Genomic DNA, 25,968 nt, shown 5'->3' on the forward strand with positions numbered 1-25,968 from the left:
TGGTGGTTCAGGAACGCCCCGATGACCTGCTGCTGCATGCCTTCTTCCTGGTCACCAACCTCGGCAAGTTCGACTGGCCGCCCGAGAAGATCCTGGCACTCTATCGCAAGCGCGGCAGCGCCGAAGCGCACATGGGCGAGGTGAAGTCGGCGCTCGACGTGCATCTCTCGTCGACCGATCGCGGTGCCTCCACCGTCCAGGACGTGATGGCCCGCAATGAGGTGAGCCTGTTGCTGAGTCTCTACGCCTATCAGGTTCTGCATGGTCTTCGCTGCTTGCTGGGGCGCCAGACTCGGCAGGGTTGGAGCCTGAGCCGGATGCGTGAACAGGTGCTCAAGGTGGCGGCGACGCTCTCGCTGCACGCTCGGCGCATCACCGTTCACCTCGGCGATGCGGCTGATAAATGGTGGCCTGCCTTGCTGAAGGGGCTGCCGAAGCTGACCGCGCTCAGCTGACGTTCGGCGCAACCACCATAGCTTCAAGAATCGAGCGACCGCAGCGACGGTCGACGATGACGGCTGCTTTAACGGCGTGATTAATTCCTGAACGTTATATAGATACGACAGAAGAGCAGCATTTGGGCATGATTCAGCGGGCCGTTACGGCGTAGATAGCGCCCCTGGTGCGAGAACCCAACGGCCAGCCACTTCAAGCCGCCCGATCAGGGCACTCGTGAATAAGGCGGGTTTAAGTGTTTAGACTGCGATTGGTTAGATGCAGTGTCAGCAGCCCTATGTAACCCGGGATAGTCTTCAGCATTCATATCCCTAGCTCCTACATTGTAGCTAAACTTTGCAAATTCTCTTCACTCCAAGCATGAACTCTAATACCATTATCTGAGAGACATTTCGGAATAGCTCCATAAACACCATTAATTCTAATAGCATATACAGGCTTACCTTTTTCTAAGGTCATTCTCACCTCATGAGGTACCCAATAGCTTCTATGCGTTTCATTACCTACAAAAACGATTGTTCTAAATGTGCCACTAAGGCTTTTGGAAATTGCTTGCTTAATAACTGCCGAGTCTTCCGTTCTCCATCTTCTTAGCAAATCGCGAACTCTAAAATTCAAATTACTATACCTAGGATTAACTGCTCTTCCCTTGATAGTTAGAACAATCTCTCTATCAGCTTCCTTGAAGCTAAAAAATACCACATTAGACATTTTTCCACCCCTTACCATTAAATAATTGCAATGATCATCCTTACCCTAATCTATATATATTAAAGCTTAGCAATTAACACATTCATAGCAAGACCATAGAATATAGGACTAAAAGACGACACAACAAAGCATATATTTAAAGTCAACGAACATTGAACGATAAAAGAGTTCAAATCTAACATCACTAAAACTATCTAGTAATCTACAGGCAGGCTTTCGCCTGCCCTATCCGCCGTGAGCGGCTAACAGAAGGAAAAGAAGGAGAAATCAGTCTTGCGGGGTGCGTTGCTGTGCCTGGACGACAGTGACCGCAATGACATTGAGAATGTCGGCGGTGGAGCAGCCGCGCGAGAGGTCGTTGGCGGGTTTGGCGAGGCCCTGGAGCAGCGGGCCGATGGCTTCTGCGCCGCCGATGCGTTCGGCGAGCTTGTAGCCGATGTTGCCGGCTTCCAGATTGGGGAATACCAGCACGTTGGAGGTGCCTTTGACGCGCGAGGTGGGCAGCTTGCGCTCGGCGATTTCCGCCACGATGGCGGCGTCGAGCTGCACGTCTTCATCGATGGCGATATCCGGGCGTTGCTCGCGTACCCGATGCGCGGCCTGTACCACCTTGTCCACCGAGGCGTGATGCGCGCTGCCATTGGTGGAGAATGACAGCATCGCCACCCGTGGGTCTTCCCCGAGCAAGGCCTGGGCGCTGTCGGCGGCGGCCAGCGCGATCTGCGACAGCTCCTCGGCGTCGGGGTCGATCACCAGCCCGCAGTCCGAGAAGATCATGCCGCCCTTCAGGTTGTGGAACGGCTTGCACAGCATCATCAGAAAGAAGCTGGAAACCAGCTTGCTGCCCGGCGCCAGCCCCAGCAGTTGAATGGCGGTGCGCACCACATCGGCAGTGGTGAGCACGGCGCCGGCCACCGAGCCATCCGCCAGCCCTTCGCGCACCAGCATGTTGGCGAATGTCAGCGGATCACGAATCTTCTCGGCGGCCTGCTCCGCCGTCATGCCCTTGGCCGCGCGATGCGCGTGCAGCGCCTCGGCAAGCCTGGCGGTGTGCTCGGAGGTGGCGGGGTCGATCAGCTCGAGCCGTGCCAGCGCCTGATCCTCAAGCCCGGCTTCTCTGGCGGTGGCGGCGATGACGATGGGGTCACCGACCACCATCACCTGCGCCAGGCCCTGCTCCGCCGCGCTCACCGCCGCCTGCACCACCCGCATGTCCTGCCCTTCGCAGAGCACGATACGGCGCGGGTCTGCCTTGGCCCGCGCCAGAATGTTGTTGAGTGCCTTCATGTCTGTCTCCTCGCTGCCCTTGCAGGCAGCCGACACATCCAAAAAGCCCCGGACATCTGAAATGGCCGGGGCAAGGGAGAGTTCCAGTCCTGCTTGCGCGTCGCGCTACACCCGCTTCATCGCGCTGCCATCCATGACCTGCACAGCGCGATCAGCGATGGGCGTTACACGTAATCCTGATACTTCTCGAGCAGACGCACCGGCTTCTTGAGGGCGTCGCGGCGGAACGGGTCGCCCAGTTCGCGAGTACACATCACCTCGATGACGCAGGTCTTGCCTTCGTTCATCTGCATGTCGATGGCCTTCTTGAGGGCCGGGCCCACGTCTTCCAGACGGTCGACGGTGATGCCTTCGGCACCCATGGAGCGTGCGATCTCGGCGAAGCTTTCGTTGTCCAGCTCACCGGCGACGAAGCGACGGTTGTAGAACTCGACCTGGTTCTTCTTCTCGGCGCCCCACTGACGGTTGTGGAAGACGACGGCCGTGACCGGAATGTCGTGACGCACGGCGGTCATGATTTCCATCAGGCTCATGCCCCAGGCGCCGTCACCGGCGTAGGCGATGGCGGGGCGTTCCGGCGCGGCAGTCTTGGCACCCATGATGGTCGGCAGCGCGTAGCCGCAGTTGCCGAAGCTCATCGGGGCGAAGAAGCTGCGCGGACGATCGAAGCGCAGGTAGCTGTGGGCCACGGAATTGATGTTGCCGATGTCGGTGGAGACCATGACATCTTCCGGCATGGCCTTTTCCAGCTCGCGCAGTACCTGACGCGGGTGCAGGTATTCGCCGCCGGAGAACGGCTTCTCGTCCTTGGCTTCTTCGATGGCGTCGAGGCTGAAGGCGTCCTTCTCGTGGGTCCAGGCATCCAGCTCGGCTTCCCAGGCGGCCTTCTCTTCACGAATCTGGGTCAGACGCGAATCCTTGGAGGCATCGCATTCCAGATTGCGACCGGACAGACGCTCGGTCAGGGCGATGGCCGCTTCACGCGCATCGCCGCAGATGCCGACGGAGATCTTCTTCACCAGGCCCAGCATCTTGTGATCGGCGTCGATCTGGATGATCTTCGCGTCCTTCGGCCAGTAGTCCATGCCGTGCTGCGGCAGGGTACCGAACGGCCCGAGGCGCGTGCCCAGCGCGATGACGACATCGGCCTGGGAGATCAGCTTCATGCCCGCCTTGGAGCCCTGATACCCGAGCGGACCACACCACAGCGGGTGGCTGGCCGGGAAGGAATCGTTGTGCTGGTAGCTGTTGACCACCGGCGCGCCGAGACGCTCTGCCAGTGCCTTGCACTCCTCAACGCCATCGGCCATCACCACACCGCCACCGGAGACGATGACCGGGAACCTGGCGCTGGCCAGCAGCTCGGCTGCCTCATCCAGGCTCTTGCTGCCACCCGGGCCGCGGTCGACACGTGCCGGCAGCGGAATCTCGCATTCGATCTCGCCGTAGAAGTAGTCACGCGGAATGTTGAGCTGGGTCGGGCCCATCTCGGACATGGCGCGGTCGAAGCAGCGACCGGTGTATTCCGCCATACGCGACGGGTGCGTCACGTGACCCTGGTACTTGGTGAATTCCTGGAACATCGGCAGCTGCTTGCATTCCTGGAAGCCGCCCAGGCCGATGCCGGTGGTGCCGGCTTCCGGCGTGACGATGACCACCGGGCTGTGCGCCCAGTAAGCCGCCGCGATACCGGTGACACAGTTGGAGATGCCCGGGCCGTTCTGGCCGATGACCATGCCGTGACGGCCGGAGACGCGAGCATAGCCGTCGGCCATGTGGGCAGCGCCCTGCTCATGCACCACCGGAATGAGGCGAATGCCGGCCGGGGCGAAGATGTCCATCGCATCCATGAAGGCGGAGCCCATGATGCCGAACATGTCGGTGACGCCATTGGCGACCATGGTTTCCACGAAGGCCTCGGAAGGGGTCATCTTCTGCTTGCCCTGCACGACCTTGCGATTGTCTGCGCTGTCTTGAGTGCTCATGGCGTCTCCAACTCTAAATTTTATGTTTATTGATACATTTAGTTCCGATTACCGAAACATGTGACCAAAATTAGCCCTCGCCGCGCGGCCCGTCAAGCCCGATTTCGGAAAATGATCAAAAACACTCCTTTTTTAGAAACTTCTTCCGATGAATGGAGTACTGTTAAAGTAGGCACAGCAACGCAAGGCACTGACGGGCCGAGCGTTTCGGCGCCACACTGCCCAGCGCACGGATTGAAGGAGGGAATAGCCCATGAACAGTGCCACCCAGCCCCAGGCGAGCCTGCCGCGTGACCGCAAGGACGCCGACAGGGACACCAGCAAGGAAGGCAGCAAGATAGAAGGCGATACGCCCGCCCAGCGTCTGCTGGCGCTGCTGGAAGTGATCGCCGCCAAGGACCAGTTCTTCACCCTGCAGGGACTGGTGGAAGAGACCGGCCTGCCCAAGCCGACGCTGCACCGAATGCTGCAGCAGCTGGAAGGCAGCGGCATGCTGCAGCGCGAGGCGGACAACCGCCATTACAGCAAGGGCAGCCGCCTGCGTCGTCTGGCGGAAAACCTGCTGATCAACGACACCGTGCAGGGTGCCCGCCACGGCGTGCTCAACCGGCTGATGGAAGAGGTCGGCGAGAGCTGCAACATCACGGCGCTGTCCGGCAGCGAGGTGCTGTATCTGGACCGCGTCGAGACCCAGGCCCCGCTGCGCTTCTATCTGCACCCCGGTTCCCGGGTGCCGGTGCATTGCTCCGCCAGCGGCAAGCTGTTTCTGGCCCAGATGCCGCCCGCCCAGCGCCGCCGCCTGCTGACCGGCACGCCGCTGAACGCGATGACGCGCAATACCCTGACCGACATCGAGTCCGTCGAGGCCGAGATCGAGCAGGTCCGCCAGCAGGGCTTCGCGCTGGATGATGAGGAATTCCTGCCCGGTCTGGTGTGCATCGCGGTACTGGCACCCAATCCCGATGGGCCCTCCAACATCGGCGTGGCGATCCAGGCGCCGGTGATGCGCCAGTCGCGCGAGGACATGCTCAAGCATCTGCCGGCACTCGAGCGTGCCGCCCGCGATATCGCCGCCATCCAGCGCGGTGCGATACCCTCCACCTGAGGCCAGCGGGCTGGAGCTGGATCTGGAGCTGGAAAAGAAGAGCGACAGGCACAAGGTCGTGCTTCCCGTGACGCGCATGAGGGGCTAGCCTAGCGGACTGCCTTTCATACGCCACGTCGAGAACACCATGTCCGCCAGCGATGCCTTGCGTCTTGTCCTGCTATCCACCCTGTGGGGCATGTCTTTCATCTTCATGCGCGTGGCCGCGCCGGAATTCGGCCCGACCACGCTGATACTGCTGCGCATGGGCATCGGCGCGCTGGTACTCGCCCCGCTGCTGCTGGGCGCGGGACGCCTGAGGATGCTGTGGGAGCACAAGGGCCCGCTTGCGGTGCTGGGGCTGACCAGTCAGGCGCTGCCCTTCTGCCTGCTGGCGCTGGCCACCACCCAGCTGGAGGCCGGTTTCACCTCGCTGATCAATGCCACCACGCCGCTGTTCACCGCGCTGCTGGGCATGGCGCTGTTCGCCACGCCGATCCAGAAGCAGCAGTATCTCGGCCTGGCCGTGGCCTTCAGCGGTGTCTATGTGCTGTCGAGCGATCGCCTCGATTTCCAGCTCGGCGGTGACGGCTGGTTCATTCTCGCCGCCCTCGGCGCGACCTTCTGCTACGGCTTCGCCTCCAACTTCTCGCGCCAGCGCCTGAATCACCTGCCAGCGCCGGTACTGGCCGCGGGCAGCTCACTGATGTCGTCCCTGCTGTTGCTGATTCCGGGCCTGTGGATGTGGCCGACGACCAGCGTCAGCCTGGAAGCCTGGGGCAGCGCCATCGCGCTGGCGGTACTCAGCACCAGCCTCGCCTTCCTGATCTTCTTCCGCCTGCTGGCCAGTGCCGGTGCCACCGCCACCACTTCGGTCACCTTCCTGGTGCCGGTCAGCGCACTGCTGTGGGGCAACATGCTGCTCGATGAGGTGATCGATGCGCGCATCCTCACCGGCATGGGCATCACTCTGCTGGGCACCGCCATCGCCACCCGTCTGATTCGCCTGCCGACACGTCAGAAAGTCGCCTGACCACTTGCCGCATGATGCAAAAAGGCCCGCCCCTGAACACGAGGTTCATGGGCGGGCCTTTTGGTTCAAGAGCTTTGGGTTTGTGAGCCTTTTGCCTTGTGGGGCTGAGCGCTCAGGCGCCAGTCATTCGGGTCAACCAGCTCAGCCGGTCAATCGAAGCATGAATCAACCCGCCGCTTCCTCGGCGGCATCGGCCAGCGCTTCGAAGACACGCGCCACGGCTTCCGCACCCGGGTCGCTGTTGCCGACCAGATGGGCGGAAGGCACGTAGGCGGAGCGTCCGGCCCGCGCCTTGGCCATCTCGGCGGTGGCATCCGCGCCCTGACGGGCGGCGCGCGCCATCGCGGCCCAGTCGACCCGCCCGGCGCGTATCTCCTGCCTGCTCTCGGCCGGCGAGGCTGACTGATCACCCTGCTGATCAGACTGCACCGATTCCTGCTTTTCAGACTGCACCGACGCTTGCAGTGCCTCCAACGCCGGCAACAGCGCATCCAGCAGGCTGCGGTCGCCGCGTGAGGCGCCACCGTAGTGCTGCATGCGGGCGACGCCGTGACTCAGGGCGTCGTGCCAGCGCTGGCCCAGCGGCGCCTGGCCATGCGCGTCCGACTGCTCCTTCCAGCGGGTGGCGGCGGCGGTGAACAGCGTCGAGAGCAGCACACCACTGGAGCCGCCCATGCCATGGGCCAGCTGCTTGCCGATGGTGGTCATCAGCTCACCGGAATCGCCACACGCCAGCTCGCAGTCTTCCAGCGCCTCGATCACCGCGCGCGCACCGCTGGCGAAGGTGCTGCCGGTATCGCCGTCACCGCTGATGGCATCGAGTCGGTCAAGGTCCGCCTCACTGGCGAGCAGGATTTCCAGTGCCGCGCGCAGGCGTTGCTCGACCTGCGGATCGCCCGGCAGGCCGGCACGCGATTTCACGCCACGGGCGGCACGCTCCTGGCAGTCGGCCTTGGCCTGGGCACGTCTGGCATCCGAGGCCTCATCACTGGCCGTTCTGACGGCGTCCTGACTCGGCGTGAAGTGCGCCAGTGGCGTCACCGGCTGCACGCCCGGCCAGGCCACCGGCGCGCAGCTGGCGCTCAGCGCCTCTTCCAGCAGGCTATCCAGCGGCAGCAGCGTCAGCGAGAAGCCGTGCATGTCCAGCGAAGTCATCAGCGGTTGCGGGCCGACCACGGCATGGATGCCCAACGCCTGCAGCGACGGATGGGGCAGCGCTTCTTCCAGCAGCAGGCTGCGTTCCAGCGCCGAGCAACCGCCCAGATCATTGATCAGCAGCAGATGGCCGCTGGCCGGCAGGTCGCCGCCGACATCCTTGCGCGAATGGCCCTGCACCAGCGCCGTGACCACGGTGTCCATGACCGCATGCACGCCGTGGGTGTCCGAGTCGCTGCCAAGCTCGAGCGCCATGGCGCCGGGCTCGCCGTGAATGCCCAGCCCCAGTTCCGGTGCGCGTTGCTCACGCGGCGTGCCGGGATGGCGGCCGACATTGAAGGCCACGCCCAGGGTCGAACAGCTGTCGGCGACGCGCCGTGCGACGGCGGTGATTTCCTTGAGGCCCGCCCCACGTGCCGCCAGTGCACCGGTGACCTTGTGCACCAGCAGTGTGCCGGCCAGCCCGCGCGGCTGCGGGTTGTCGGGCAGCGCCACATCATCGGCGACGATGACCATCTCGACCTTGAAGCCTTCCTGGCGCGCCCGCTCGGCGGCCAGCCCGAAGTTGAGGCGATCGCCGGTGTAGTTCTTGACGATCAGCAAGGCCCCGGCCTCACCGGTCACTTCGCGGATCGCCGCCAGCACGGCGTCCACCGTCGGCGAGGCGAACAGCTCACCACACACGGCAGCCGTCAGCATGCCCGCGCCGACGAAGCCTGCGTGCGCGGGCTCATGCCCCGAGCCGCCACCGGATATCAGCGCGACCTGATCACGCGCCCAGTCATCGCGTACCACCAGGCGCATGCCACTGGCGGGGTCTGACAGCCGCACGCCACTGCCATCAGGGTGGCGCAGTCGTGCGCAGCCTTCCAGCGCCTCACCGACGACCTGGCGTGGCTGATTGATGAACTGTCGGCCAGACTCGCTGCTACTCATCCTTCTCTCCTTGAGGACACTCGCCCTGCTGATAAAGGCGGCACTTGAGGCCGCCGTTCATGCCTGTCTTGTGCCACGACGCTTCCATGACGCTCAGGGGCCTCGACTCATCCTGCCTTGCCGTTCCCCCCAGCGTCGTTCGCGACTTTGCCGGATGCAATAGTCATATCAGAAAATGATGGCATTCGCGCTGCAGCGTTGTGCCACGCCCGTCGATCGAGCGGCCTGAAAGACAAAAGCCCCCCGACGCCTGCGCGTGCGGGGGGGCTTGGAATGTCGGGAGCCAGCGGGAAGCGGGCTTGCTTGTCATGCGAGTCACCTTTCCTCCTTGGCCCTGGCATCGGCAGACTCGGAATCAGCAGACACGCTATCGCCACGCTCGGTATCGGCAGGCTTGGTATCGGCAGGCTCAGTACCGGCAGACTCAGCACTGGCAGGCTCGGTACCGGCAGAAGCTGCCTGCTGCCTCGGCGGCGACTGGGAGGCTGGCGCGGGCCTTGATGTCGGCGCGGGCTGTGGGTGCAGCCAGGAAGGCAGGCGACTGGCGGGGGCTTCCAGATTCGAGGCCTGGAAATCGCAGTCGGAGTACTCCACCGGCGTGTGCACCCTGAAGCCATGCTTGCCGTGGTGCTTGACCCGGTACATCGCCTGATAGGCCCGTTCCAGCGCCAGCCCGAAGCGATTGTCGGCATCGCGCCCGAAGCAGATGCCGATGCTCAGGCCGATGCTCAGGCCGATGCGGCCGAGGCCACCGCTGATCTCGAGGGGATGCGCGAAGCGCTCCAGCCAGCGACGGGCAATATGTTCGACACGCGGCAGTGACATGCGGGGCAGCTGAAAGAGGAATTCATCGCCGCCGAAACGCGCCGAGAGATGATGGTGGATGCCCAGTCGATGCAGCTCATCGTTCAGGCCATGCGCGACCAGCACCAGCACTTCGTCGCCGGCACGATGGCCGAACTGGTCATTGACCTGCTTGAAGCCGTCGAGGTCGATGAAGATCAAGGCACTGTCGTCGGCCAGCGGTCGCTGATGCCAGCTGTTGATAGCCTGGCGATTGGCAAGGCCCGTCAGGGCATCGGTGCTGGCCAGCGCATTGAGGCGCGATTCGTAGTCCTTCTCATGACTGATGTCGGTATGCGTGCCCAGCAGCCGCAGGGCATTGCCGTGCTCATCGCGTTCGACCACCCGACCGCGGTCGGCGACCCAGGTGATGCTGCCATCGCGGGCCAGCATGCGATGCACGACCTGATAGACCTCGGTGCGCCCCTCAAGGTGATCATTGAGATTGGCGAGCACTTCGTCGCGGTCTTCCGGGTGCAGGTGCTCACGCCAGACATCGAAATGGGCGTTCAGCTCGCCGGGCTGATAGCCCAGCATGCGCCCCCAGCGATAGTTGAAGATGGTGAGCTTGCCGCTGGGCACTTCGAGCTGCCAGAGGCGCAGGCCGGTACCGTCGAGCGTCGTCGACAGTTTCTCTTCCAGCCCCGCTAGTCGGCGTTCAAGGCGAGCCTTGTCGCGTTCCATCTGCTGGAGTGCTTGTTCCAGTGATTGTTCACGCAGACTCTTGCGTGCCATGCCAGGCCCCCGGTCGACTCCTTGTCCTGCATCCTGTTTATCCATCGGCACCACGGCGGACTCCCTACTCGCTTGCCGATGCATCGCTCACGGTCTTGTGTTCTGTCTTGTTGTTCTGTCTTGTCGCTCTGTGTTGCGGTGTTCTTCCGCCTGTTGTGCCTGGCGTCCTAGGCGCTTCGCTGCCCAGACCGGTGACTGGGCGGTTGTCACCCGCCCGAGGTCAATAAGCACTAACTGTAGCTTAGATACCTAAAACAGAACCTATCGATATAACGTCCAGATGTGACAGCCCGAATGCCGAAAGAATCCCGACGAAAGTCTAAATCACATCAATAGCGCAAAAATGCGCAAGCCATATGATGTTTGCCCAGCGCGCCCGAGCATCAGCGCATCAGCACCTCAGAGCGCAAAAGCATCAGCGCGTCAGAGCGCCAGCTCGCCGCCCTTGGCCACGGCACGCTGAAAGGCCTCGCGCTGACGGATGCGGGCCAGCCATTCCTGGATATTCGGGTGATTCTTGAGCCCCTGGCGTGCATCGAGCGCCTGGATCGGGAAGCTCATCTGGATATCGGCACCGGTCAGCGAGTCGCCGGCAAGCCACTGGCGATGCTCGAGACAGGTATCCATGTAGGCGAGATGCGCCTTGATCTCCGGGCTGATGAAGCTGTCATTCACCCCCTTGGCCAGCTTGCGCGCGATCGGGCGCACCAGCCACGGCACCGGCGGCTTGTCGAGACGCGAGAACACCAGTCTGAGCATCAGCGGCAGCATCGCCGAACCCTCGGCGAAGTGCAGCCAGAAGCGGTAGTCACGCTCGGCCTGGCTGCCGGCGGGCGGGCGCAGATGGGCAGTGCTGCCGCTGCCCTGGCCGGCGTACAGATCGATCAGGTATTCGATGATCGCACCGGACTCGGCGACCACCACCGGCTCGGCATTCTCTCCCGCCAGCGTGGTGTCGGTGATGATCGGCGCCTTGCCCAGCGGGTGAATCTCCTTCAGCGCCTTGGGCGCGCGCATGCTGTTGCTGTCGCGAGCATAGGTCTGCAGACGGTATTCAAGATTCAACTCTTCCAGCAGCCACAGGATGCGCTGCGAACGCGAGTTTTCCAGATGGTGAACCGTGATCATGGGCGTGCTCCTGAAGGTGGGGGCAAGTGCGCAGCGGTCAGCTCCGGGGCGATCAGCGCTCGAAGATGCTGTCACCCAGGTCATCGATGGTGCGCTTCGCCTTGAGCAGGGTCAGCTCCACGGCGCCCTCTTCGCCCGGCACGGTGTCGGAGCGCTCGAAACGGTGCTCCAGCATCTCGCCGCCTTCCACCGGCTTGCGGATCACGCCCGACACCCGGTATTGACCATCGTGCTTCTGCGGCATCGCCACGATCAGATAGCCCTTGTATTCGGTGGCTTCCGGTTCCTTGACCGGCGCAGGCTCGCCTGCGGCAAACAGTTTCTTCAGCATACCCAGCATGAGATATCTTCCTTGGCCGGCCGCCATGACGGTCGCCGGCAATCTACGTGCAGAAATGACAATGAAAAGGGGCTTCTGTCAGCATCGCATGCACCCACGGGGGAGAAAAGCGCCCAGCAACGCCCCTGAGCGCCATGCGTGCCCTGAATGAGCAGCACCTCATCAGACGAAAGCGCGCCCGGCTCTGGTAGCCGACAGCGCGACTGACTCTGGCCGTCTAAAGCGCGATACGACAGCCGGATAACGTGGCACCGACAGCCGGATAGCACGACGCCGACCCCTATGGCAGCGAATGGCTGCAGCAGGGGCCGGCGTCATGGTGTTCCGAGATCAGGCTATCGGATCAGAGATTACTCGATGCCACGTCCCTTGCTGGCCGCGATACGCAGGCGCAGGGAGTTCAGCTTGATGAAGCCGGCAGCATCTTTCTGGTCGTAGGCGCCCGCATCGTCTTCGAAGGTCGCGATGGACGCATCGAACAAGGAGTCTTCGGACTGACGGCCGACGACGATCACGTTGCCCTTGTAGAGCTTGAGACGCACGACGCCGTTGACGACCTTCTGGGACTCATCGATGGCCGCCTGCAGCATGCGACGCTCCGGGCTCCACCAGTAGCCGTTGTACACCAGCTCAGCGTACTTGGGCATCATCTCGTCCTTCAGGTGGGCCGCTTCGCGGTCCAGAGTGATGGATTCGATGGCACGGTGAGCACGCATCATGATGGTGCCGCCCGGTGTTTCGTAGCAGCCACGCGACTTCATGCCGACGTAACGGTTCTCGACGATGTCGAGACGGCCGATGCCGTTGGCGCCGCCGACCTTGTTCAGGTACTCGAGCACTTCGTGAGCGGCCATTTCCTTGCCGTCGATGGCAGTGATGTCGCCCTTGGTGTAGGTCAGATCGATGTAGGTCGCGTCATTCGGCGCCTGCTCCGGGCTGACGCTCCAGCGCCACATCTCTTCTTCGCACTCGGTCCACGGGTCTTCCAGCACGCCACCTTCATAGGAGATGTGCAGAAGGTTCGCGTCCATGGAGTACGGAGACTTCTTCTTGTTCTTGGCGTAGTCGACTTCGATACCGTGCTGCTCGCAGTATTCCATCAACTTCTCGCGGGAGTTCAGGTCCCACTCACGCCACGGCGCGATGACCTGGATGCCCGGCTTCAGCGCGTAGGCGCCCAGCTCGAAACGCACCTGGTCGTTGCCCTTGCCGGTCGCACCGTGAGAGATGGCGTCGGCGCCGGTCTCGTTGGCGATCTCGACCAGACGACGCGCGATCAGCGGACGTGCGATGGAGGTGCCCAGCAGGTACTCGCCTTCATAGATGGCGTTGGCACGGAACATCGGGAAGACGTAATCGCGGACGAAGGTCTCGCGCAGGTCTTCGATGTAGATCTCCTTCACGCCGAGGGCTTCTGCCTTGGCACGCGCCGGCTCGACTTCCTCGCCCTGACCGAGGTCAGCTGTGAAAGTCACGACTTCACAGTTGTAGGTTTCCTGCAGCCACTTGACGATGACTGAAGTGTCCAGGCCGCCGGAGTAGGCGAGAACGACCTTTTGCACGTCGGACATGCTTGACTCCTGAGTTGATGCTTGTAGTTCCCGCGTACCACTGATGAACGCCGTGGCCGCAGGTGGGGTTGGATCGCCCGGTCCAGACGAGCGAAGGCCGCGCAAGCGCAGCCGCTCATCTACCCGAATCACGATGTGACGCCGATTATAGCGAGGCTGGCACCTCACCGATACTGCCAGGAGGGCCAGAGACACCCCGGCACGCGGCCAGCGCCGCGACGCGCCCTTTTCGCCCTGCTACAATTGGCCACCTTGAGCGTCGGCAATACGCACGACGCAGCACGAGATGCTATGACGGGATTGGAGATCTTGATGACCCAGGCGAGCGAGCGCACGCAGATGGCACAGCGCTTCCGTGGCTTTCTGCCAGTGGTGGTCGACCTCGAGACGGGTGGTTTCAATGCCGCCGGTGATGCACTGCTCGAGATCGCTGCCGTCACGCTGACCATGGACGACGATGGCAACATGGTGCCGGATGCGACCTATGCCTTCCACGTGGCCCCCTTCGAGGGCGCCAACATCGAACAGTCGGCACTGGATTTCACCGGTATCGATCTCGACAACCCGGTGCGCAAGCAGGTCGCGGTGGCCGAGAATCAGGCGCTGGGCGAGATCTTCAGCCCGGTGCGCAAGGCCATCAAGGCGCACGGCTGCACGCGTGCGGTGCTGGTCGGCCACAATGCGGCCTTTGATCAGGGCTTCCTGAACGCGGCGGTCGAGCGTTGCGGTATCAAGCGCAATCCGTTCCACCCGTTCTCGTGCTTCGATACTGCTTCGCTTGCGGGTCTGGTCTATGGCCAGACGGTACTGGCGCGCGCCTGCCGCGCCGCCGGCATCGAGTTCGACAACGCCTCCGCTCACTCGGCGCGTTATGACACCGAACGCACCGCGGAGCTGTTCTGCGCGATGGTCAACCGCTTCAAGGACCTGGGCGGCTGGGACCTGGCGATGAAGGAACAGGGCATGAATGATGAGGTGCCGGCCTCGCTCGACGCGCCCGCGCCCTGACTGGCAGAGCTTTTGCCCCCCTCCGGCTGACAGACTCTCTGAGAGCCAGACATGAAAACGCCCCCGCAGCCAGGCTGCGGGGGCGTTTTTTCTGCTCGGCACTGCTCGGCACTGCTCGGGTCAAGGCGAGCCCGATCAGAGCGACTCCTATCAGAAGATGCCGATCACTCGGCAGACGCTTCCTGAGCGGCCTGCTTGATCAGCGGCTCCAGTTCGCCGCTCTGGTACATCTCGACCACGATGTCGCAACCGCCGACCAGCTCGCCGTTGACCCACAGCTGCGGGAAGGTCGGCCAGTTGGCGTATTTCGGCAGCTCGGCGCGGATGTCCGGGTTGTCGAGAATGTTGACGAAGGCGAAACGCTCGCCGCAGGACATGACGGCCTGCACGGTCTGCGCAGAGAAACCACACTGCGGCAGCTGCGGGGTGCCCTTCATGTACAGGAGGATCGGGTTCTCGCCAATCTGCTTTTCGATCGATTCGATGGTAGTGCTCATGTGCAATCCTCGGACGGTGGGCGCAAGGCCCGTGAGTGTCATTCCCTCATTCTACTGGGGGTAAGCCATGAATTCAGCCCCCGATAGTGCCCGAGTTGTGGATTGCTGTCTGCAGCAGCGCGCATCGGCCCTGCAGCGCGCACCATGGCCGCCCTGATAACGGCGTGAGCGTTGCACGCTCGAGCCGAGCTGGCTAGGATGGCTCTTTTGACAGGCAGCGCCATCCGGGCGCCGTGATCGTCGGCGACTTCCTTCCCTCCGACGCATGGCGCCCTTTTCGATGGTGCTGCCCGAGACCCTGACAGGAGCCCGCTCGATGGCCACCCGGCACTTTCTGACCCTGCTTGACCTTTCTCCGGAAGAACTCGACTACCTCATCCAGCGCGCCATCACCATCAAGGATGAGCTGAAGAAGGAAGGTCCGGTCTATACGCCGTTCGCCAACCGCACCCTGGCGATGATCTTCGAGAAGTCCTCCACGCGTACCCGCGTGTCCTTCGAGACGGCCATGGCGCAATTCGGTGGCCATGCGCTGTTCCTGTCGCCGCGCGACACCCAGCTGGGCCGTGGCGAGCCGATCGGCGACACCGCCCGCGTGCTGTCCGAGATGGTCGATGGCGTGATGATCCGCACCTTCGCCCACTCCGATATCGAAGCCTTCGCCGACGCCTCCAGCGTGCCGGTCATCAATGCGCTGACCGATGACTATCATCCGTGCCAGCTGCTGGCCGACGTGATGACCTGGACCGAATGTCGTGGCTCCGTGAAGGGCAAGACAGCGGTCTGGATCGGCGATGGCAACAACATGTGCCATTCCTGGATCAACGCCGCGCGTCAGTTCGATTTCAACCTGCGCATCTGCTGCCCCGAAGGCTACGAGCCGGACAGCGAGATCGTCGCGGCAGCTGGCCAGCGCGTCAGCATCCATCGTGATCCGCAGCAAGCCGTGCAGGGCGCGGACCTGGTGACCACCGATGTCTGGGCCTCCATGGGTCAGGAAGAAGAGCAGCTCAAGCGTGAAGCCGACTTCGCCGGTTTCCAGGTCGATGAAGCCATGCTCGACAAGGCCGCCGACGATGTCATCTTCCTGCACTGCCTGCCGGCACACCGCGGCGAAGAGATCAGCATGGGTCTGCTGGATGACCCGCGCGCCGTCGCCTGGCAGGAAGCGGGCAATCGCCTGCACGCCCAGAAGGCACTGCTCGAGTTCCTGATGCTGGGTCGCCAGGACTGACGCCGCCGCCCAGCAAGCCGAAGGGGTGCCCTGCTGCCGCCTGCATCCACGCAGGCGGCGCTCGCGTATGCTCAAGCGAGACGGACACTCCCCTGCTCCGCTGCCTTCATCGCCATCCGGACTGACCTGCCATCATGCAACCGCTCCTTCAGATCGATTCGCTGGAATGCCGCTACGACACCACCGTCGTGACCCGTGACATCAATTTCTCCCTCAACAAGGGTGACATTGCCTGCCTGCTCGGCCCCTCCGGCTGCGGCAAGACCACGCTGCTGCGCGCGATTGCCGGCTTCGAACCGGTAGCGATGGGCGAGATTCGTCTCGAAGGCGAGGTGCTGTCCAGCGCGACTCATCTGACTGCGCCGGAGCAACGCCATGTCGGCATGGTCTTTCAGGATTACGCGCTGTTCCCCCACCTGAGCGTGGCGGACAACGTGGCCTTCGGCGTGCGCCGCATGACCCGTGAAGCGCGCAATGACAAGGTGACGGAGCTGCTGACGCTGGTCGGCCTCGCCCATCTCGGCGAGCGCTTCCCGCATGAGCTGTCCGGTGGCCAGCAGCAGCGCGTGGCCCTGGCCCGCGCGCTGGCGCCGGAGCCGCGCATTCTGCTGCTCGATGAGCCGTTCTCGAATCTGGACGTGGAGCTGCGGCGCCAGCTGAGCCAGGAGGTACGGCGGATTCTCAAGCACCTCGGCATCAGCGCGGTGCTGGTCACGCATGATCAGAATGAGGCCTTCGCGATGGCCGACCAGATCGGCGTGATCCACGGCGGTCATCTGCAGCAGTGGGACACGCCGTTCAATCTGTATCACGAACCCGCCACGCGCTTCGTCGCCAACTTCATCGGCCAGGGCTATTTCATCCCCGGCACGCTGAAGGACAACGAATGCGTGAGCACGGAGCTGGGCGTGATTCGCGGCAACCGTGCCTATCCGTATGCGCCCGGTACGCCGGTGGATGTGCTGCTGCGCCCGGATGACCTGGTGCTGGCCGAAGGGGATTCGGAAGCCACCGACCTCAAGGCGCGCGTGCTCAGCGCGACCTTCGCCGGTACCAGTACCCTCTACCGGCTGGCGCTGCCTTCCGGACGGGAAGTCGAGGCGGCCTTCAACAGCCATCACGACTATCAGCCCGGCGAGCAGGTCATGCTGCGCATCCAGGCCGATCACCTGATCCTCTTCGAGCGTGTCGAGGAGAGTGAAGCGGTGCTCTAGCGCCTACGCGCAGGATGATCGCCAGCCAAGAAAAAACGGCCTCCTTTCGGATAGCCGTTTTTTCTTGGCTCGCTCATGGCGTATCGCTATTTGAACTGACTCCACTGCTTGGGCGACTGCCCGTACAGACGCTTGAATTCGCGACTGAATTGCGAGGAGCTCACATAGCCCACGGCCATGGCCGCCTCGCTGACGGTCTTGCCGTTGGCGATCTGCATGGCGGCGGTATTGAGGCGCATGGACTTCACGAACTGGATCGGCGACATCGTGGTCGCCTGCTTGAACTTGCGGTGGAAGACGGCGCGACTCATGCCGACCCGCCCGGCCATGTCTTCAATGCTGACCGGCTCATCCAGTCGGCTGGAGAGGTAATCGATTGTCCGCGCGATCTCATTGCCCACACCGAAGGCACGTCGCGCTGACTCCCCCGCCTCGCCCTTCAGGACGGCGTAATAAAGCTCCCGCAGCCGCCCTTCTCCCAATATCGCCGCATCGGCGGGGCTCTGTGCCACCTGCAGCAGTCGCAACAAGGCATCGCTGAAGGCGGCGTCCCAATGCGCCAGGGCAAGCCCCGGCGGCAACGGGCCGCTGCCCGGCTTGCGCACGAGGCCCGCGGCGCTTTCCATCTCGATGGCAAGCTCCGTCATTACCCGCGTATCCAGCGAGAGGTAGACGCCCAGCAGCGGTGTCTCTGGCGAGGCCGTGGGGGCGCCCGCCTCGACCGGCATCGAGATGGGACAGCACAGATACTGGCGGCTGTCGTAGACATGCCGCTCGCCGTCCAGTATCGCCTCCTTGGCACCGCTGACGATCACCACCACGGCGGGTTCATAGATGGCCGGCGCGCAACGCACGGGCTCCGTCATGCGAAAGAGCTGCACGCCCTTCACTGCGGTCTCTCGAATGCCTTCCTCGTGGGCGAGGCTCGCCACGAGTCGTGTGATCTCTTGTCTGCTCATGTCGCCAATCTAGCGCCATGCCTGCCTCTCATCAACAACTTGAGACGATCAGGCAACGATTGACGGCAATTTCAGCCGATCACGAACCCGAGTGAGATTTATCGTCCATTCCTCTCAGTATTGGCAGACCCGGGCACTGGCGGCTATATATGTGAAGCAGACAGGGGCGAGCTGCTGACAGGGGCGAGCTGAAAGCCGGGCACAAAAAAAGCGGCCACCCCGAAGGATGACCGCTTTTTCAAGAATTCTGGTGGAGCCTAGCGGGATCGAACCGCTGACCTCAACACTGCCAGTGTTGCGCTCTCCCAGCTGAGCTAAGGCCCCGAATCAGACTGTCATTTCGCATGTCACTTGCAGGCAAGAGGCACATGAAATCTGTACAGGCTTGTCGTGAATCATGGTGGAGCCTAGCGGGATCGAACCGCTGACCTCAACACTGCCAGTGTTGCGCTCTCCCAGCTGAGCTAAGGCCCCGTCTTCACGATGGAGCGCATGTTACAGAGCGACGAATACGTCGTCAACCTCTTATTTTTGCTGCGCTTTGTGGAGTGCGCGAAGTCTGCGGGTCGCATCGCGAGGCACGGTTTCCCGCAGGGGCTCGCTCACGGACTCACGGCCGACGACAAGGAGCAGGAATCACGCTAGCACTATATCAGTAGTGGTTATCCTGAACGCGACGCACTGGATAACAGGGCATCGACAAGCCCTTGTCCAATGGGTACATTGGATCCCGCATTCACTTCACTGCTTATTGACATCTTTACTGGAGCCGCCTTGATCAAGGTTCTTGTCGCTGACGACCACCACCTGGTGCGTACCAGCATCGTCCGTACCATTGAGCTAGAGGATGGGCTCAAGGTGATTGCAGAAGCCTCGGATGGCGAAACCGCGATCAAACTCTGCCGTGAGCACAGCCCGGATATCGTGCTCATGGACATTCGCATGCCCGGCGTCGATGGCTTGGAAGCCACACAGAAGATCGTGCGCAGCCTGCCCGACGTCAGAGTCATCGTGCTGACCGCCTATCTGGAAGAGTCCTTCGCCAAACGCCTGCTGGAAGCGGGAGCCTTCGGCTTCATTTCCAAGGGCACGCCCTTTGACGAGATGATTCGCGCCATCCATCAGGTGGCCGCTGGCGAACGCTATCTGTCCCCGGAAATCGCCCAGCGCCTGGTGTTCTCGGGCATGGACACCCAGCGCAACAATCCCTTCGACCAGCTGTCGAGCCGAGAACTGCAGGTGGCGACGATGATCGTCAATTGCCATCGCGTCAGCGAGATCTCGGACCGCCTGCACCTGAGCCCGAAGACGGTCAACACCTACCGTTACCGCATCTTCGACAAGCTTGGCGTGACCAGCGACGTGGAGATGACCCATCTGGCTATGCGTCACCAATTGCTGGATGACTACGTGCTGGACCGTCCTGACGAGGCCTGAACAAGCACACCTTGCCAGCCCGTCACACACTGCAGGCCCGCGCTGCTCGTGACACTCCCGAGCAGCGCCGACAACGCCTCATGCAACAACGCCACCTTCCCCGGGTGGCGTTGTTGCATGAGGCGTTTCTGTCTGAGACGTTCGTGAATGGCACGTCCTGACAGGCGCCGGTCATGACAGCAGGCATTGCAGCATGGCCCTGTTGCCCCCATGCCTGCGAGCAATCGCCCTTGTTTGATAGACTCGAGGCATCTCTGGACGAGGAACCTCATGGCCAAGCAGCACACTGATCCCACGATGACGGACACCACTTCTCAGTCGCCCGAGAATGAGGAGCCGGCAGACACCGCCAGCCAGCCTGATGCCCAGCAAGCCTCCTCAGCGAGTGCGCAGGCTGACAGCCGCGCACGCAGTGACGCCGCGCGTGTCTCCAGCCGCCTGATCACCAGCGACGCGAGCAGTGATCTGCTGCAGGGCAGCGAGGCGACCGGCTTCGACGCCCGCCATTTCCTCAAGCATGTCAGCGACGCGCCCGGCATCTATCGCATGCTGGATAGCGCCGGTGACGTGCTGTACGTGGGCAAGGCCAAGCGCCTCAAGGCGCGCCTCTCCAGCTATTTTCGCAACACCGGCCTCAATGCCAAGACCCAGGCGCTGGTCGGGCGCATCGCCGATGTGCAGGTCACCATCACGCGCAGCGAGACCGAGGCCCTGCTGCTGGAGCAGACCCTGATCAAGGAGCTGCGCCCGCCCTACAACATCCTGCTGCGCGACGACAAATCCTACCCTTACGTCTTCATCAGCCAGCATCACGACTATCCGGCGCTGGAGTTCAAGCGCGTGCGCCACAAGCGCAATGACGGACGCTACTTCGGCCCCTACCCGAGCAGCGTCGCGGTACGCGAATCACTGACCCTGATGCAGAAGATCTTCCGCCTGCGCAATTGCGAGGATTCGGTGTTCGCCCACCGCGAGCGCCCGTGCCTGCAATATCAGATCAACCGCTGCACCGCGCCGTGTGTCGACTACATCAGCAAGCAGGATTATCGCCGCGACATGGAACATGCGGTGATGTGCCTGAACGGCCAGAGTGACAAGGTCACCGACGAGCTCAGCCAGGCGATGGAAGACGCGGCCATGCGGCTGGAATTCGAGGAAGCGGCTCGCCTGCGTGATCAGGTCGCCCAGCTGCGCCGCATGCAGGAGAAGCAATACGTCGACACCGGCACCGGCAACGCCGACATCCTGGCGCTGGCCGAGCGCCCCGGCGGGCTCTGCATCAGCGTGGTCTCGGTCCGTCAGGGTCGCATGCTCGGTGCGCGCCACTTCTCGCCCGGCAATGGCCTGGACCTGACCAGTAGCGAGCTGCTGACCAGCTTCGTCAGCCAGTACTATCTCGGCCAGGACAGGGAGATGCCCGATGAGGTGCTGACCTCGCTGGCCCTCGATGACGCCAACCTGCTGGAAGGCGCCCTGAGCGAGAAGGCCGAACGTCGGGTACGGGTCGCGCATCAGGTGCGTGGCCATCGCGCCCAGTGGCTGACACTGGCGCAGACCAACGCCGAGCAACATCTGGCCACCCAGCTGGCCAGCCGCCAGCAGCTGTCCAACCGCTTCCTGTCGCTTCGCGATGCGCTGGGACTCGATGAGGTGCCCAAGCGCTTGGAATGCTTCGACATTTCCCACAGTCATGGCGAGGCGACCGTGGCCAGCTGCGTGGTCTTCGATCATGACGGGCCGATCAAGTCGGATTACCGGCGCTTCAATATCGAAGGCGTGACAGCGGGCGATGACTACGCCGCCATGCAACAGGCACTGACGCGGCGCTTCAAGCGCCTGCAGGAAGGCGAAGGCAAGCGCCCGGACATCCTGCTGGTCGATGGCGGCAAGGGGCAGCTCAACATGGCGCGTGGAGTGTTCGAGTCACTCGGCGTGACCGACATCATCCTGCTCGGGGTGGCCAAGGGCACCACGCGCAAGGCAGGGCTCGAGACGCTGTTCATCGAGACGGTGCACGACACCCTGGACCTCGACAGCCACTCGCCGGCGCTGCACTTGATCCAGCATGTGCGCGATGAATCGCACCGCTTCGCCATCGCCGGTCACCGCGCCAAGCGTGACAAGGCGCGGCGTACCTCAAGCCTGGAAGGCATCGCGGGAGTCGGCCCCAAGCGGCGCCGCGAGCTGCTCAAGTTCTTCGGCGGCCTGCAGGGGGTGAAACAGGCCTCCAAACCGGAACTGGCGCGCGTGCCCGGCATCAGCGAATCGCTCGCCGAGCTGATCCACCAGGCGCTGCATGGCTGATCCACCAGACGCTGCATGGCTGCCCCCGTGCACGACATGGCTGCCTCTGGCACCATCGACTCAACGCTCAAGGAAGAGTGACAGAGCGTTGGCTTGAATAACCTGCCGTTTGGCATGGCTGAATGCGCCGCCGGCAGGCTAGAATAGACGACTTGTGCGGCGCCAATCGATCGGCTTTCTTCAGGGTCTCGACTCGCCCTCGATTGCGCCCAGCCACCTACGCTTCATGCAAGGACTCGTGCCGTCACGATGAGCATCCCCAATATCCTGACTCTGATCCGCATCCTGTTCATTCCGCTGCTGGTGGTATGTTTCTATCTGCCTTATGCATGGAGCCTGCCGCTGACGGCGCTGCTCTTCGCACTGGCCGCCATCACCGACTGGTTCGATGGCTATCTGGCCCGCCTGTGGAATCAGACCACGCCCTTCGGCGCCTTCCTGGACCCCGTCGCCGACAAGCTGATGGTCGCGGTGGCACTGGGCCTGCTGATCGAACGCTACGACAGCCTGTGGATGACCATCCCGAGCCTGGTCATCATCGGTCGCGAGATCGTCATCTCGGCGCTGCGTGAGTGGATGGCCGAGATCGGCAAGCGCGGCAGCGTCGCGGTGTCCTGGGTCGGCAAGCTGAAGACGGCCGCCCAGATGCTGGCCCTGTTCATGCTGCTGTTCTTCGCTCCGGGCAGTGTCGGGGGGGATGCCGGCCTGGCCCTGCTGTATATCTCGGCAGCGCTGACGCTGTGGTCGATGATCAGCTACCTGCATGCCGCCTGGCCGGAACTGGTGCGCTCGGTCTGACACCCCGTTCAGCCACGAGATGCTGCGAATGCCTCAACGCCCACCGCTCCTATGGCCGGTGGGCGTTTTCGTTTCCAGTGACCTGACTCGCGAGACAATTTTTCATTAACTGTTTGACAGCATGGGAATTATCCGTATAATTCGACCTCGAGTTCAGCGGGAATAGCTCAGTGGTAGAGCACAACCTTGCCAAGGTTGGGGTCGCGAGTTCGAATCTCGTTTCCCGCTCCAGTAACACAGGTAGCGCAACATTCACCTGATTTACTGACTCATGTATCTGCAGCAGCATCAGTGGATACTCCTCGGATCAGACATCAGTTTCGACTGACATCTCGATCATTGAGGCTGGATGGCAGAGTGGTCATGCAGCGGACTGCAACTCCGTGTACGCCGGTTCGATTCCGACTCCAGCCTCCATTTCAGATACCGAAACATCCCCTGTTTCCTTCTGGAATGGATATGACACCCACCCCCTTCGGGTCGTCACACTCCCTTGCTTGTTTCGCTTTACATTGCTGCAACCCTGACGCTTTTTCGCTTGGTTATCGTCTGATCTACGCCTTGCCAAGCCATTGCCTTGCCACATCATTTCTCTGTTTTCATCTGTCCGTGATTCTGACAGTGTTCCGGCACCCGTCAGTGACTTCCCCTTTACATCTTCGCGCTTGGCACTGGCTATCTGTTTACTTGCCCTTCTCCACCGCGCGCCATTTCGCGTCGCTTGCCGCGATCATGCCGGGCGAAAAGCGTTTTGCTTTCCTGTATCAATGTCACCGCTCACGATGGTCATTTAGCCTCGCAATTTCATTGCATAACAGTCAGTTAAATCACACATTCAGCAAGGTGTCGCCGCCATTAAAGTTGACCTTGATCTGAAATATGATAAGTTATGCGCCAGTCTGCGCGGCCATGGTGGAATCGGTAGACACCGGAGACTTAAAATCTCCTGCCTTCGGGCGTGCCGGTTCGAGTCCGGCTGGCCGTACCAGATCAAACAAACACCATACTGAATTCAAGAGCGCCGCTCCTCTCACGAGGGGCGGCGCTTTTTCATGCCTGTCACTTTTCATGTCTGATAAATTTCGAGCCTGTCACTTTTCAAACCTGAACACTGCTCCGCTCGTCAGGCCTCGCGCGGCCAGACGTCGAGAGAGGTAACCGTTGCTGGCAGCTCCTCGACACGAACAGTACCGACAATCGCCTGGCCAGACGCCAGCAAGCTGCTTACATGCGACTACACTGAAGAGGTAGCGACGCCAGCGCTGGCTTCCAGCACGGCTCGCCCAGCCAACATGCATCAGTGCAGGAGCCAAACATGCTGACACTGCTCAAGAGTCCCGCCGATCACGTTGTCGCCCTGCATCTCGCAGGACATATCGATCAGGCCTCGCTCGCCCCCATCATCAAGGAATGCGACGAACGCCTGGCGCGCCATGAGCGAATCTCGCTGCTGGTGGAAATTGAACGCTTTGGCCTGATCACACCCGCCGCCCTGCTCAATGACATCGGCTATGCCCTGCGCCACCTGGGAGACTTCGAGCGCGAAGCCATTATCAGCAAGGCCGACTGGCTGCGCCATGTCACCGAGTTCAGCAAGCATCTGGTGCGCTCCATCGAGGTGCGCCACTTCTCGCCCGACGAGCGCGAGGCTGCCTATGCCTGGGTCGCCGAGCCACCGCGTGGCGGTTCTGGTCTCGGTGCTGGCGCCGACAAAGCCCCCGCCGGCCGTGATGCCCAGACCCCGGCTGCGAAACGCCATCAGGCCTGAAGCCCCCCCGGCATCGAGTGAGCCTCCAAAGCGCCCTGCCACCGCCTCACGGCAGGGTGCGCGTCAGCACCAATCCCGCCAGCAGCAGCGCCCCCATCGCTATTGCCCAGAGCGTCATTGCGCGTTCCACTTGCGGGCGCTCTGCACAGCGCAGCAGCTGGAAGACCGTGATCAAGGGCAGCATGTAGCGCGTCTCGATCAGCTCCCGCGTGCAGATCATCAAGGCGAGCATCACCAGCAGCAGACCACCATGCCCCAGCCGCAGCGGTGCCCTCAGCCACCAGAGCGCCATGCTGGTGGTCAGCAACATGGTGACCCACAGCCCCACCGGGTGCTCATTGAGCCATAACAGCCAGCTATTGCGGATCGTCCAGCGCTGGAAATTGTAGTCATGCGTCACCTCAAAGCTCATCACCAGCATGACCCACACGCCCGCCAGCGCCCCCAGCAGCAGAATGCCCCGCCATGGCCAGGCACCCTGGGTGCACAGACGCCACAGCAGATGCCACTGACGCGGCAGGTCGGCCAGCCACAACGGCAGAAACACCACGCCGATCACGCCCAGGTAATAGCCGAGATTGCCGGTGTGCCAACCGGCCTGATGACGGGTGGTATCGCCCATGGCAATGCCGTCGTTCCAGAGAACAAACCCGATGAAGGTGGCCATAGGAATCACGGCCACCCACCACCAGCGCACGATCAGGCCCCACCAGATGGAAAGCTGGCGCAATGGCGAGCGCAGCGGTGGCGCCATGCCGACAGCCTGCGACCGAGCTCCTGCCTGCGCATGCGTCATGAACAGCAACAGACCGCCCCACAACCCGAGCAGCACGATGCTGTCCTGTCGCAAGCCGAGACCGGCCAGGATCAACACCAGCAACAGCAGACGCCGCTCACGCACCAGCGCGACGAGCTGCAGCGCGACCAGCACGATGATCCATGGGTCGGTATACACCAGCGCCAGATAGGGGAAGATGATCGGCAGCCATAGCCACTGCCAGCTCTGACGATTCGCCTGTTGCTGGGCATCGCTCTCATCGAGCATGGGGTCCAGGCGCCGATAGACGCTCGGCAGCGCCCGCCAGACCATGCACGCCATGACACTGAAGCCGAGCAGCGACAGGCCCCGCACCCAGTTCACCGAGGGCATTTCAGGCCAGCGCCCGGCCAGGGTGTCAGCCGCGAGAGGAAGATTGAGCCACTCCCCCAACGTCTGGAGTGTCATCAGGGCTACGGCCATGGTGGCGTGGTACAGGGTCAGGGTGGTCAGCTTGGGGTGCTGGCTCCAGTCGCCGGCGAGAAACTGGCGAATCTGCGCGAAATGCACTCCCTCATCGACGAAAGGGATCGGCAGGAAAAGACTCACCAGCCACAGGGAAACGCTCAGGCACGCCCCCAGTGCGAGCAACACAAGCCCCACCTTCAAGGGCCAGCGATGTCTGGCGCGCACGTATCCCATGCGCTGATCGAGTGACGACATATCCT

21 protein-coding genes and 5 tRNA genes are annotated in these 25,968 nt (G+C 62.4%); 13 read left to right on the forward strand and 13 right to left on the reverse strand.

Features of this window, described 5'->3' with window-relative positions; translation table 11 throughout:
- On the forward strand, positions 1 to 455 hold a 455-nt coding region (locus IZU87_RS07835), incomplete at its 5' end, for a transposase (RefSeq protein WP_213114197.1).
- A gap of 319 nt (positions 456 to 774) precedes the next feature.
- Here the strand turns inward: IZU87_RS07835 and IZU87_RS07840 are convergent.
- The 3 genes from IZU87_RS07840 to xsc form a co-directional block, all read right to left on the reverse strand.
- Positions 775 to 1,167 carry a TIR domain-containing protein gene (locus IZU87_RS07840; protein ID WP_213114198.1) on the reverse strand — a complete coding sequence of 131 codons (393 nt, stop codon included), beginning with the start codon at positions 1,165 to 1,167 and terminating at the stop codon, positions 775 to 777.
- Positions 1,168 to 1,434: 267 nt separating this feature from the next.
- Positions 1,435 to 2,454, reverse strand: coding sequence for a phosphate acetyltransferase (pta, locus tag IZU87_RS07845; protein ID WP_213114199.1), 1,020 nt, complete (start codon positions 2,452 to 2,454; stop codon positions 1,435 to 1,437).
- Positions 2,455 to 2,618: 164 nt separating this feature from the next.
- Positions 2,619 to 4,439, reverse strand: coding sequence for a sulfoacetaldehyde acetyltransferase (xsc, locus tag IZU87_RS07850; protein WP_249330494.1), 1,821 nt, complete (start codon positions 4,437 to 4,439; stop codon positions 2,619 to 2,621).
- Positions 4,440 to 4,692: 253 nt separating this feature from the next.
- On the opposite strand from xsc, the gene IZU87_RS07855 reads away from it, so the two are divergent.
- A complete protein-coding gene (locus IZU87_RS07855; protein WP_213114200.1) occupies positions 4,693 to 5,544 on the forward strand; it encodes an IclR family transcriptional regulator in 852 nt (283 codons plus the stop codon).
- Between the two features lie 127 nt (positions 5,545 to 5,671).
- Positions 5,672 to 6,556 carry a DMT family transporter gene (locus IZU87_RS07860; RefSeq protein ID WP_131432527.1) on the forward strand — a complete coding sequence of 295 codons (885 nt, stop codon included), beginning with the start codon at positions 5,672 to 5,674 and terminating at the stop codon, positions 6,554 to 6,556.
- 165 nt (positions 6,557 to 6,721) lie between these two features.
- Here the strand turns inward: IZU87_RS07860 and IZU87_RS07865 are convergent, their stop codons facing one another.
- The 5 genes from IZU87_RS07865 to IZU87_RS07885 form a co-directional block, all read right to left on the reverse strand.
- Positions 6,722 to 8,647 (reverse strand): dihydroxyacetone kinase subunit DhaK, encoded by a 1,926-nt coding sequence (locus IZU87_RS07865; RefSeq protein ID WP_213114201.1) that lies wholly within the window; start codon positions 8,645 to 8,647, stop codon positions 6,722 to 6,724.
- A gap of 315 nt (positions 8,648 to 8,962) precedes the next feature.
- Entirely contained in the window at positions 8,963 to 10,225 is a 1,263-nt protein-coding gene (locus IZU87_RS07870) for a sensor domain-containing diguanylate cyclase (protein ID WP_213114202.1), read from the reverse strand.
- Positions 10,226 to 10,648: 423 nt separating this feature from the next.
- Entirely contained in the window at positions 10,649 to 11,353 is a 705-nt protein-coding gene (locus IZU87_RS07875; RefSeq protein WP_153636321.1) for a glutathione S-transferase, read from the reverse strand.
- Positions 11,354 to 11,405: 52 nt separating this feature from the next.
- Positions 11,406 to 11,693 (reverse strand): HlyU family transcriptional regulator, encoded by a 288-nt coding sequence (locus tag IZU87_RS07880; protein ID WP_306424366.1) that lies wholly within the window; start codon positions 11,691 to 11,693, stop codon positions 11,406 to 11,408.
- Positions 11,694 to 12,043: 350 nt separating this feature from the next.
- The gene (locus IZU87_RS07885; RefSeq protein ID WP_225348161.1) at positions 12,044 to 13,309 is read right to left on the reverse strand and encodes an argininosuccinate synthase; all 1,266 of its coding nucleotides are present in this window, start codon (positions 13,307 to 13,309) and stop codon (positions 12,044 to 12,046) included.
- Positions 13,310 to 13,576: 267 nt separating this feature from the next.
- Between IZU87_RS07885 and rnt the strand changes: the two genes are divergently transcribed.
- Positions 13,577 to 14,272: a ribonuclease T gene (gene rnt, locus IZU87_RS07890; protein ID WP_054555724.1), complete on the forward strand. Its 696-nt coding sequence runs from the start codon at positions 13,577 to 13,579 to the stop codon at positions 14,270 to 14,272.
- Positions 14,273 to 14,436: 164 nt separating this feature from the next.
- Here the strand turns inward: rnt and grxD are convergent, their stop codons facing one another.
- Positions 14,437 to 14,769 (reverse strand): Grx4 family monothiol glutaredoxin, encoded by a 333-nt coding sequence (gene grxD / locus IZU87_RS07895; protein ID WP_043331357.1) that lies wholly within the window; start codon positions 14,767 to 14,769, stop codon positions 14,437 to 14,439.
- Positions 14,770 to 15,085: 316 nt separating this feature from the next.
- On the opposite strand from grxD, the gene argF reads away from it, so the two are divergent.
- Positions 15,086 to 16,003 (forward strand): ornithine carbamoyltransferase, encoded by a 918-nt coding sequence (gene argF / locus IZU87_RS07900; RefSeq protein ID WP_213114203.1) that lies wholly within the window; start codon positions 15,086 to 15,088, stop codon positions 16,001 to 16,003.
- Between the two features lie 134 nt (positions 16,004 to 16,137).
- Complete coding sequence (locus IZU87_RS07905) at positions 16,138 to 17,217, forward strand: ABC transporter ATP-binding protein (RefSeq protein WP_054555527.1); 1,080 nt, start codon at positions 16,138 to 16,140, stop codon at positions 17,215 to 17,217.
- 86 nt (positions 17,218 to 17,303) lie between these two features.
- Here IZU87_RS07905 and IZU87_RS07910 read toward each other — a convergent pair whose 3' ends face one another.
- From IZU87_RS07910 to IZU87_RS07920, 3 genes are all read right to left on the reverse strand, one after another.
- Complete coding sequence (locus IZU87_RS07910; RefSeq protein ID WP_213114204.1) at positions 17,304 to 18,176, reverse strand: AraC family transcriptional regulator; 873 nt, start codon at positions 18,174 to 18,176, stop codon at positions 17,304 to 17,306.
- A gap of 248 nt (positions 18,177 to 18,424) precedes the next feature.
- Positions 18,425 to 18,500: transfer RNA gene (locus IZU87_RS07915), tRNA-Ala, on the reverse strand.
- Between the two features lie 74 nt (positions 18,501 to 18,574).
- Positions 18,575 to 18,650, reverse strand: a tRNA-Ala gene (locus IZU87_RS07920).
- Between the two features lie 300 nt (positions 18,651 to 18,950).
- On the opposite strand from IZU87_RS07920, the gene uvrY reads away from it, so the two are divergent.
- The 7 genes from uvrY to IZU87_RS07955 all read left to right on the forward strand — a co-directional run bounded on the left by uvrY (position 18,951) and on the right by IZU87_RS07955 (position 24,483).
- Positions 18,951 to 19,613, forward strand: coding sequence for a UvrY/SirA/GacA family response regulator transcription factor (gene uvrY / locus IZU87_RS07925; RefSeq protein ID WP_213114205.1), 663 nt, complete (start codon positions 18,951 to 18,953; stop codon positions 19,611 to 19,613).
- Between the two features lie 270 nt (positions 19,614 to 19,883).
- Positions 19,884 to 21,917 carry an excinuclease ABC subunit UvrC gene (gene uvrC / locus IZU87_RS07930; RefSeq protein WP_283248888.1) on the forward strand — a complete coding sequence of 678 codons (2,034 nt, stop codon included), beginning with the start codon at positions 19,884 to 19,886 and terminating at the stop codon, positions 21,915 to 21,917.
- Between the two features lie 249 nt (positions 21,918 to 22,166).
- A complete protein-coding gene (gene pgsA, locus IZU87_RS07935) occupies positions 22,167 to 22,715 on the forward strand; it encodes a CDP-diacylglycerol--glycerol-3-phosphate 3-phosphatidyltransferase (RefSeq protein ID WP_213114206.1) in 549 nt (182 codons plus the stop codon).
- A 156-nt stretch (positions 22,716 to 22,871) separates the two neighbouring features.
- Positions 22,872 to 22,946: transfer RNA gene (locus IZU87_RS07940), tRNA-Gly, on the forward strand.
- 112 nt (positions 22,947 to 23,058) lie between these two features.
- Positions 23,059 to 23,132, forward strand: a tRNA-Cys gene (locus tag IZU87_RS07945).
- 486 nt (positions 23,133 to 23,618) lie between these two features.
- Positions 23,619 to 23,703, forward strand: a tRNA-Leu gene (locus IZU87_RS07950).
- A 327-nt stretch (positions 23,704 to 24,030) separates the two neighbouring features.
- Complete coding sequence (locus IZU87_RS07955) at positions 24,031 to 24,483, forward strand: SpoIIAA family protein (RefSeq protein ID WP_213114207.1); 453 nt, start codon at positions 24,031 to 24,033, stop codon at positions 24,481 to 24,483.
- Between the two features lie 46 nt (positions 24,484 to 24,529).
- Here the strand turns inward: IZU87_RS07955 and IZU87_RS07960 are convergent, their stop codons facing one another.
- Positions 24,530 to 25,963 (reverse strand): Dol-P-Glc:Glc(2)Man(9)GlcNAc(2)-PP-Dol alpha-1,2-glucosyltransferase, encoded by a 1,434-nt coding sequence (locus tag IZU87_RS07960; protein WP_213114208.1) that lies wholly within the window; start codon positions 25,961 to 25,963, stop codon positions 24,530 to 24,532.
- Positions 25,964 to 25,968 lie beyond the last annotated feature (5 nt).

Origin of the sequence: Cobetia sp. MC34 (genome assembly GCF_018340035.1) — a bacterium.
GTDB classification, from domain to species: Bacteria; Pseudomonadota; Gammaproteobacteria; order Pseudomonadales; family Halomonadaceae; genus Cobetia; species Cobetia amphilecti.

Excerpts from the sequence above, each read along its gene's own strand:
- IZU87_RS07840 (WP_213114198.1), bottom strand. The coding sequence starts at position 1,167 with ATGTCTAATGTGGTATTTTTTAGCTTCAAGGAAGCTGATAGAGAGATT.
- pta (WP_213114199.1), bottom strand. The coding sequence starts at position 2,454 with ATGAAGGCACTCAACAACATTCTGGCGCGGGCCAAGGCAGACCCGCGC.
- xsc (WP_249330494.1), bottom strand. The coding sequence starts at position 4,439 with ATGAGCACTCAAGACAGCGCAGACAATCGCAAGGTCGTGCAGGGCAAG.
- IZU87_RS07855 (WP_213114200.1), top strand. The coding sequence starts at position 4,693 with ATGAACAGTGCCACCCAGCCCCAGGCGAGCCTGCCGCGTGACCGCAAG.
- IZU87_RS07860 (WP_131432527.1), top strand. The coding sequence starts at position 5,672 with ATGTCCGCCAGCGATGCCTTGCGTCTTGTCCTGCTATCCACCCTGTGG.
- IZU87_RS07865 (WP_213114201.1), bottom strand. The coding sequence starts at position 8,647 with ATGAGTAGCAGCGAGTCTGGCCGACAGTTCATCAATCAGCCACGCCAG.
- IZU87_RS07870 (WP_213114202.1), bottom strand. The coding sequence starts at position 10,225 with ATGGCACGCAAGAGTCTGCGTGAACAATCACTGGAACAAGCACTCCAG.
- IZU87_RS07875 (WP_153636321.1), bottom strand. The coding sequence starts at position 11,353 with ATGATCACGGTTCACCATCTGGAAAACTCGCGTTCGCAGCGCATCCTG.
- IZU87_RS07880 (WP_306424366.1), bottom strand. The coding sequence starts at position 11,693 with ATGCTGGGTATGCTGAAGAAACTGTTTGCCGCAGGCGAGCCTGCGCCG.
- rnt (WP_054555724.1), top strand. The coding sequence starts at position 13,577 with ATGACCCAGGCGAGCGAGCGCACGCAGATGGCACAGCGCTTCCGTGGC.
- grxD (WP_043331357.1), bottom strand. The coding sequence starts at position 14,769 with ATGAGCACTACCATCGAATCGATCGAAAAGCAGATTGGCGAGAACCCG.
- argF (WP_213114203.1), top strand. The coding sequence starts at position 15,086 with ATGGCCACCCGGCACTTTCTGACCCTGCTTGACCTTTCTCCGGAAGAA.
- IZU87_RS07905 (WP_054555527.1), top strand. The coding sequence starts at position 16,138 with ATGCAACCGCTCCTTCAGATCGATTCGCTGGAATGCCGCTACGACACC.
- IZU87_RS07910 (WP_213114204.1), bottom strand. The coding sequence starts at position 18,176 with ATGAGCAGACAAGAGATCACACGACTCGTGGCGAGCCTCGCCCACGAG.
- uvrC (WP_283248888.1), top strand. The coding sequence starts at position 19,884 with ATGGCCAAGCAGCACACTGATCCCACGATGACGGACACCACTTCTCAG.
- pgsA (WP_213114206.1), top strand. The coding sequence starts at position 22,167 with ATGAGCATCCCCAATATCCTGACTCTGATCCGCATCCTGTTCATTCCG.
- IZU87_RS07955 (WP_213114207.1), top strand. The coding sequence starts at position 24,031 with ATGCTGACACTGCTCAAGAGTCCCGCCGATCACGTTGTCGCCCTGCAT.
- IZU87_RS07960 (WP_213114208.1), bottom strand. The coding sequence starts at position 25,963 with ATGTCGTCACTCGATCAGCGCATGGGATACGTGCGCGCCAGACATCGC.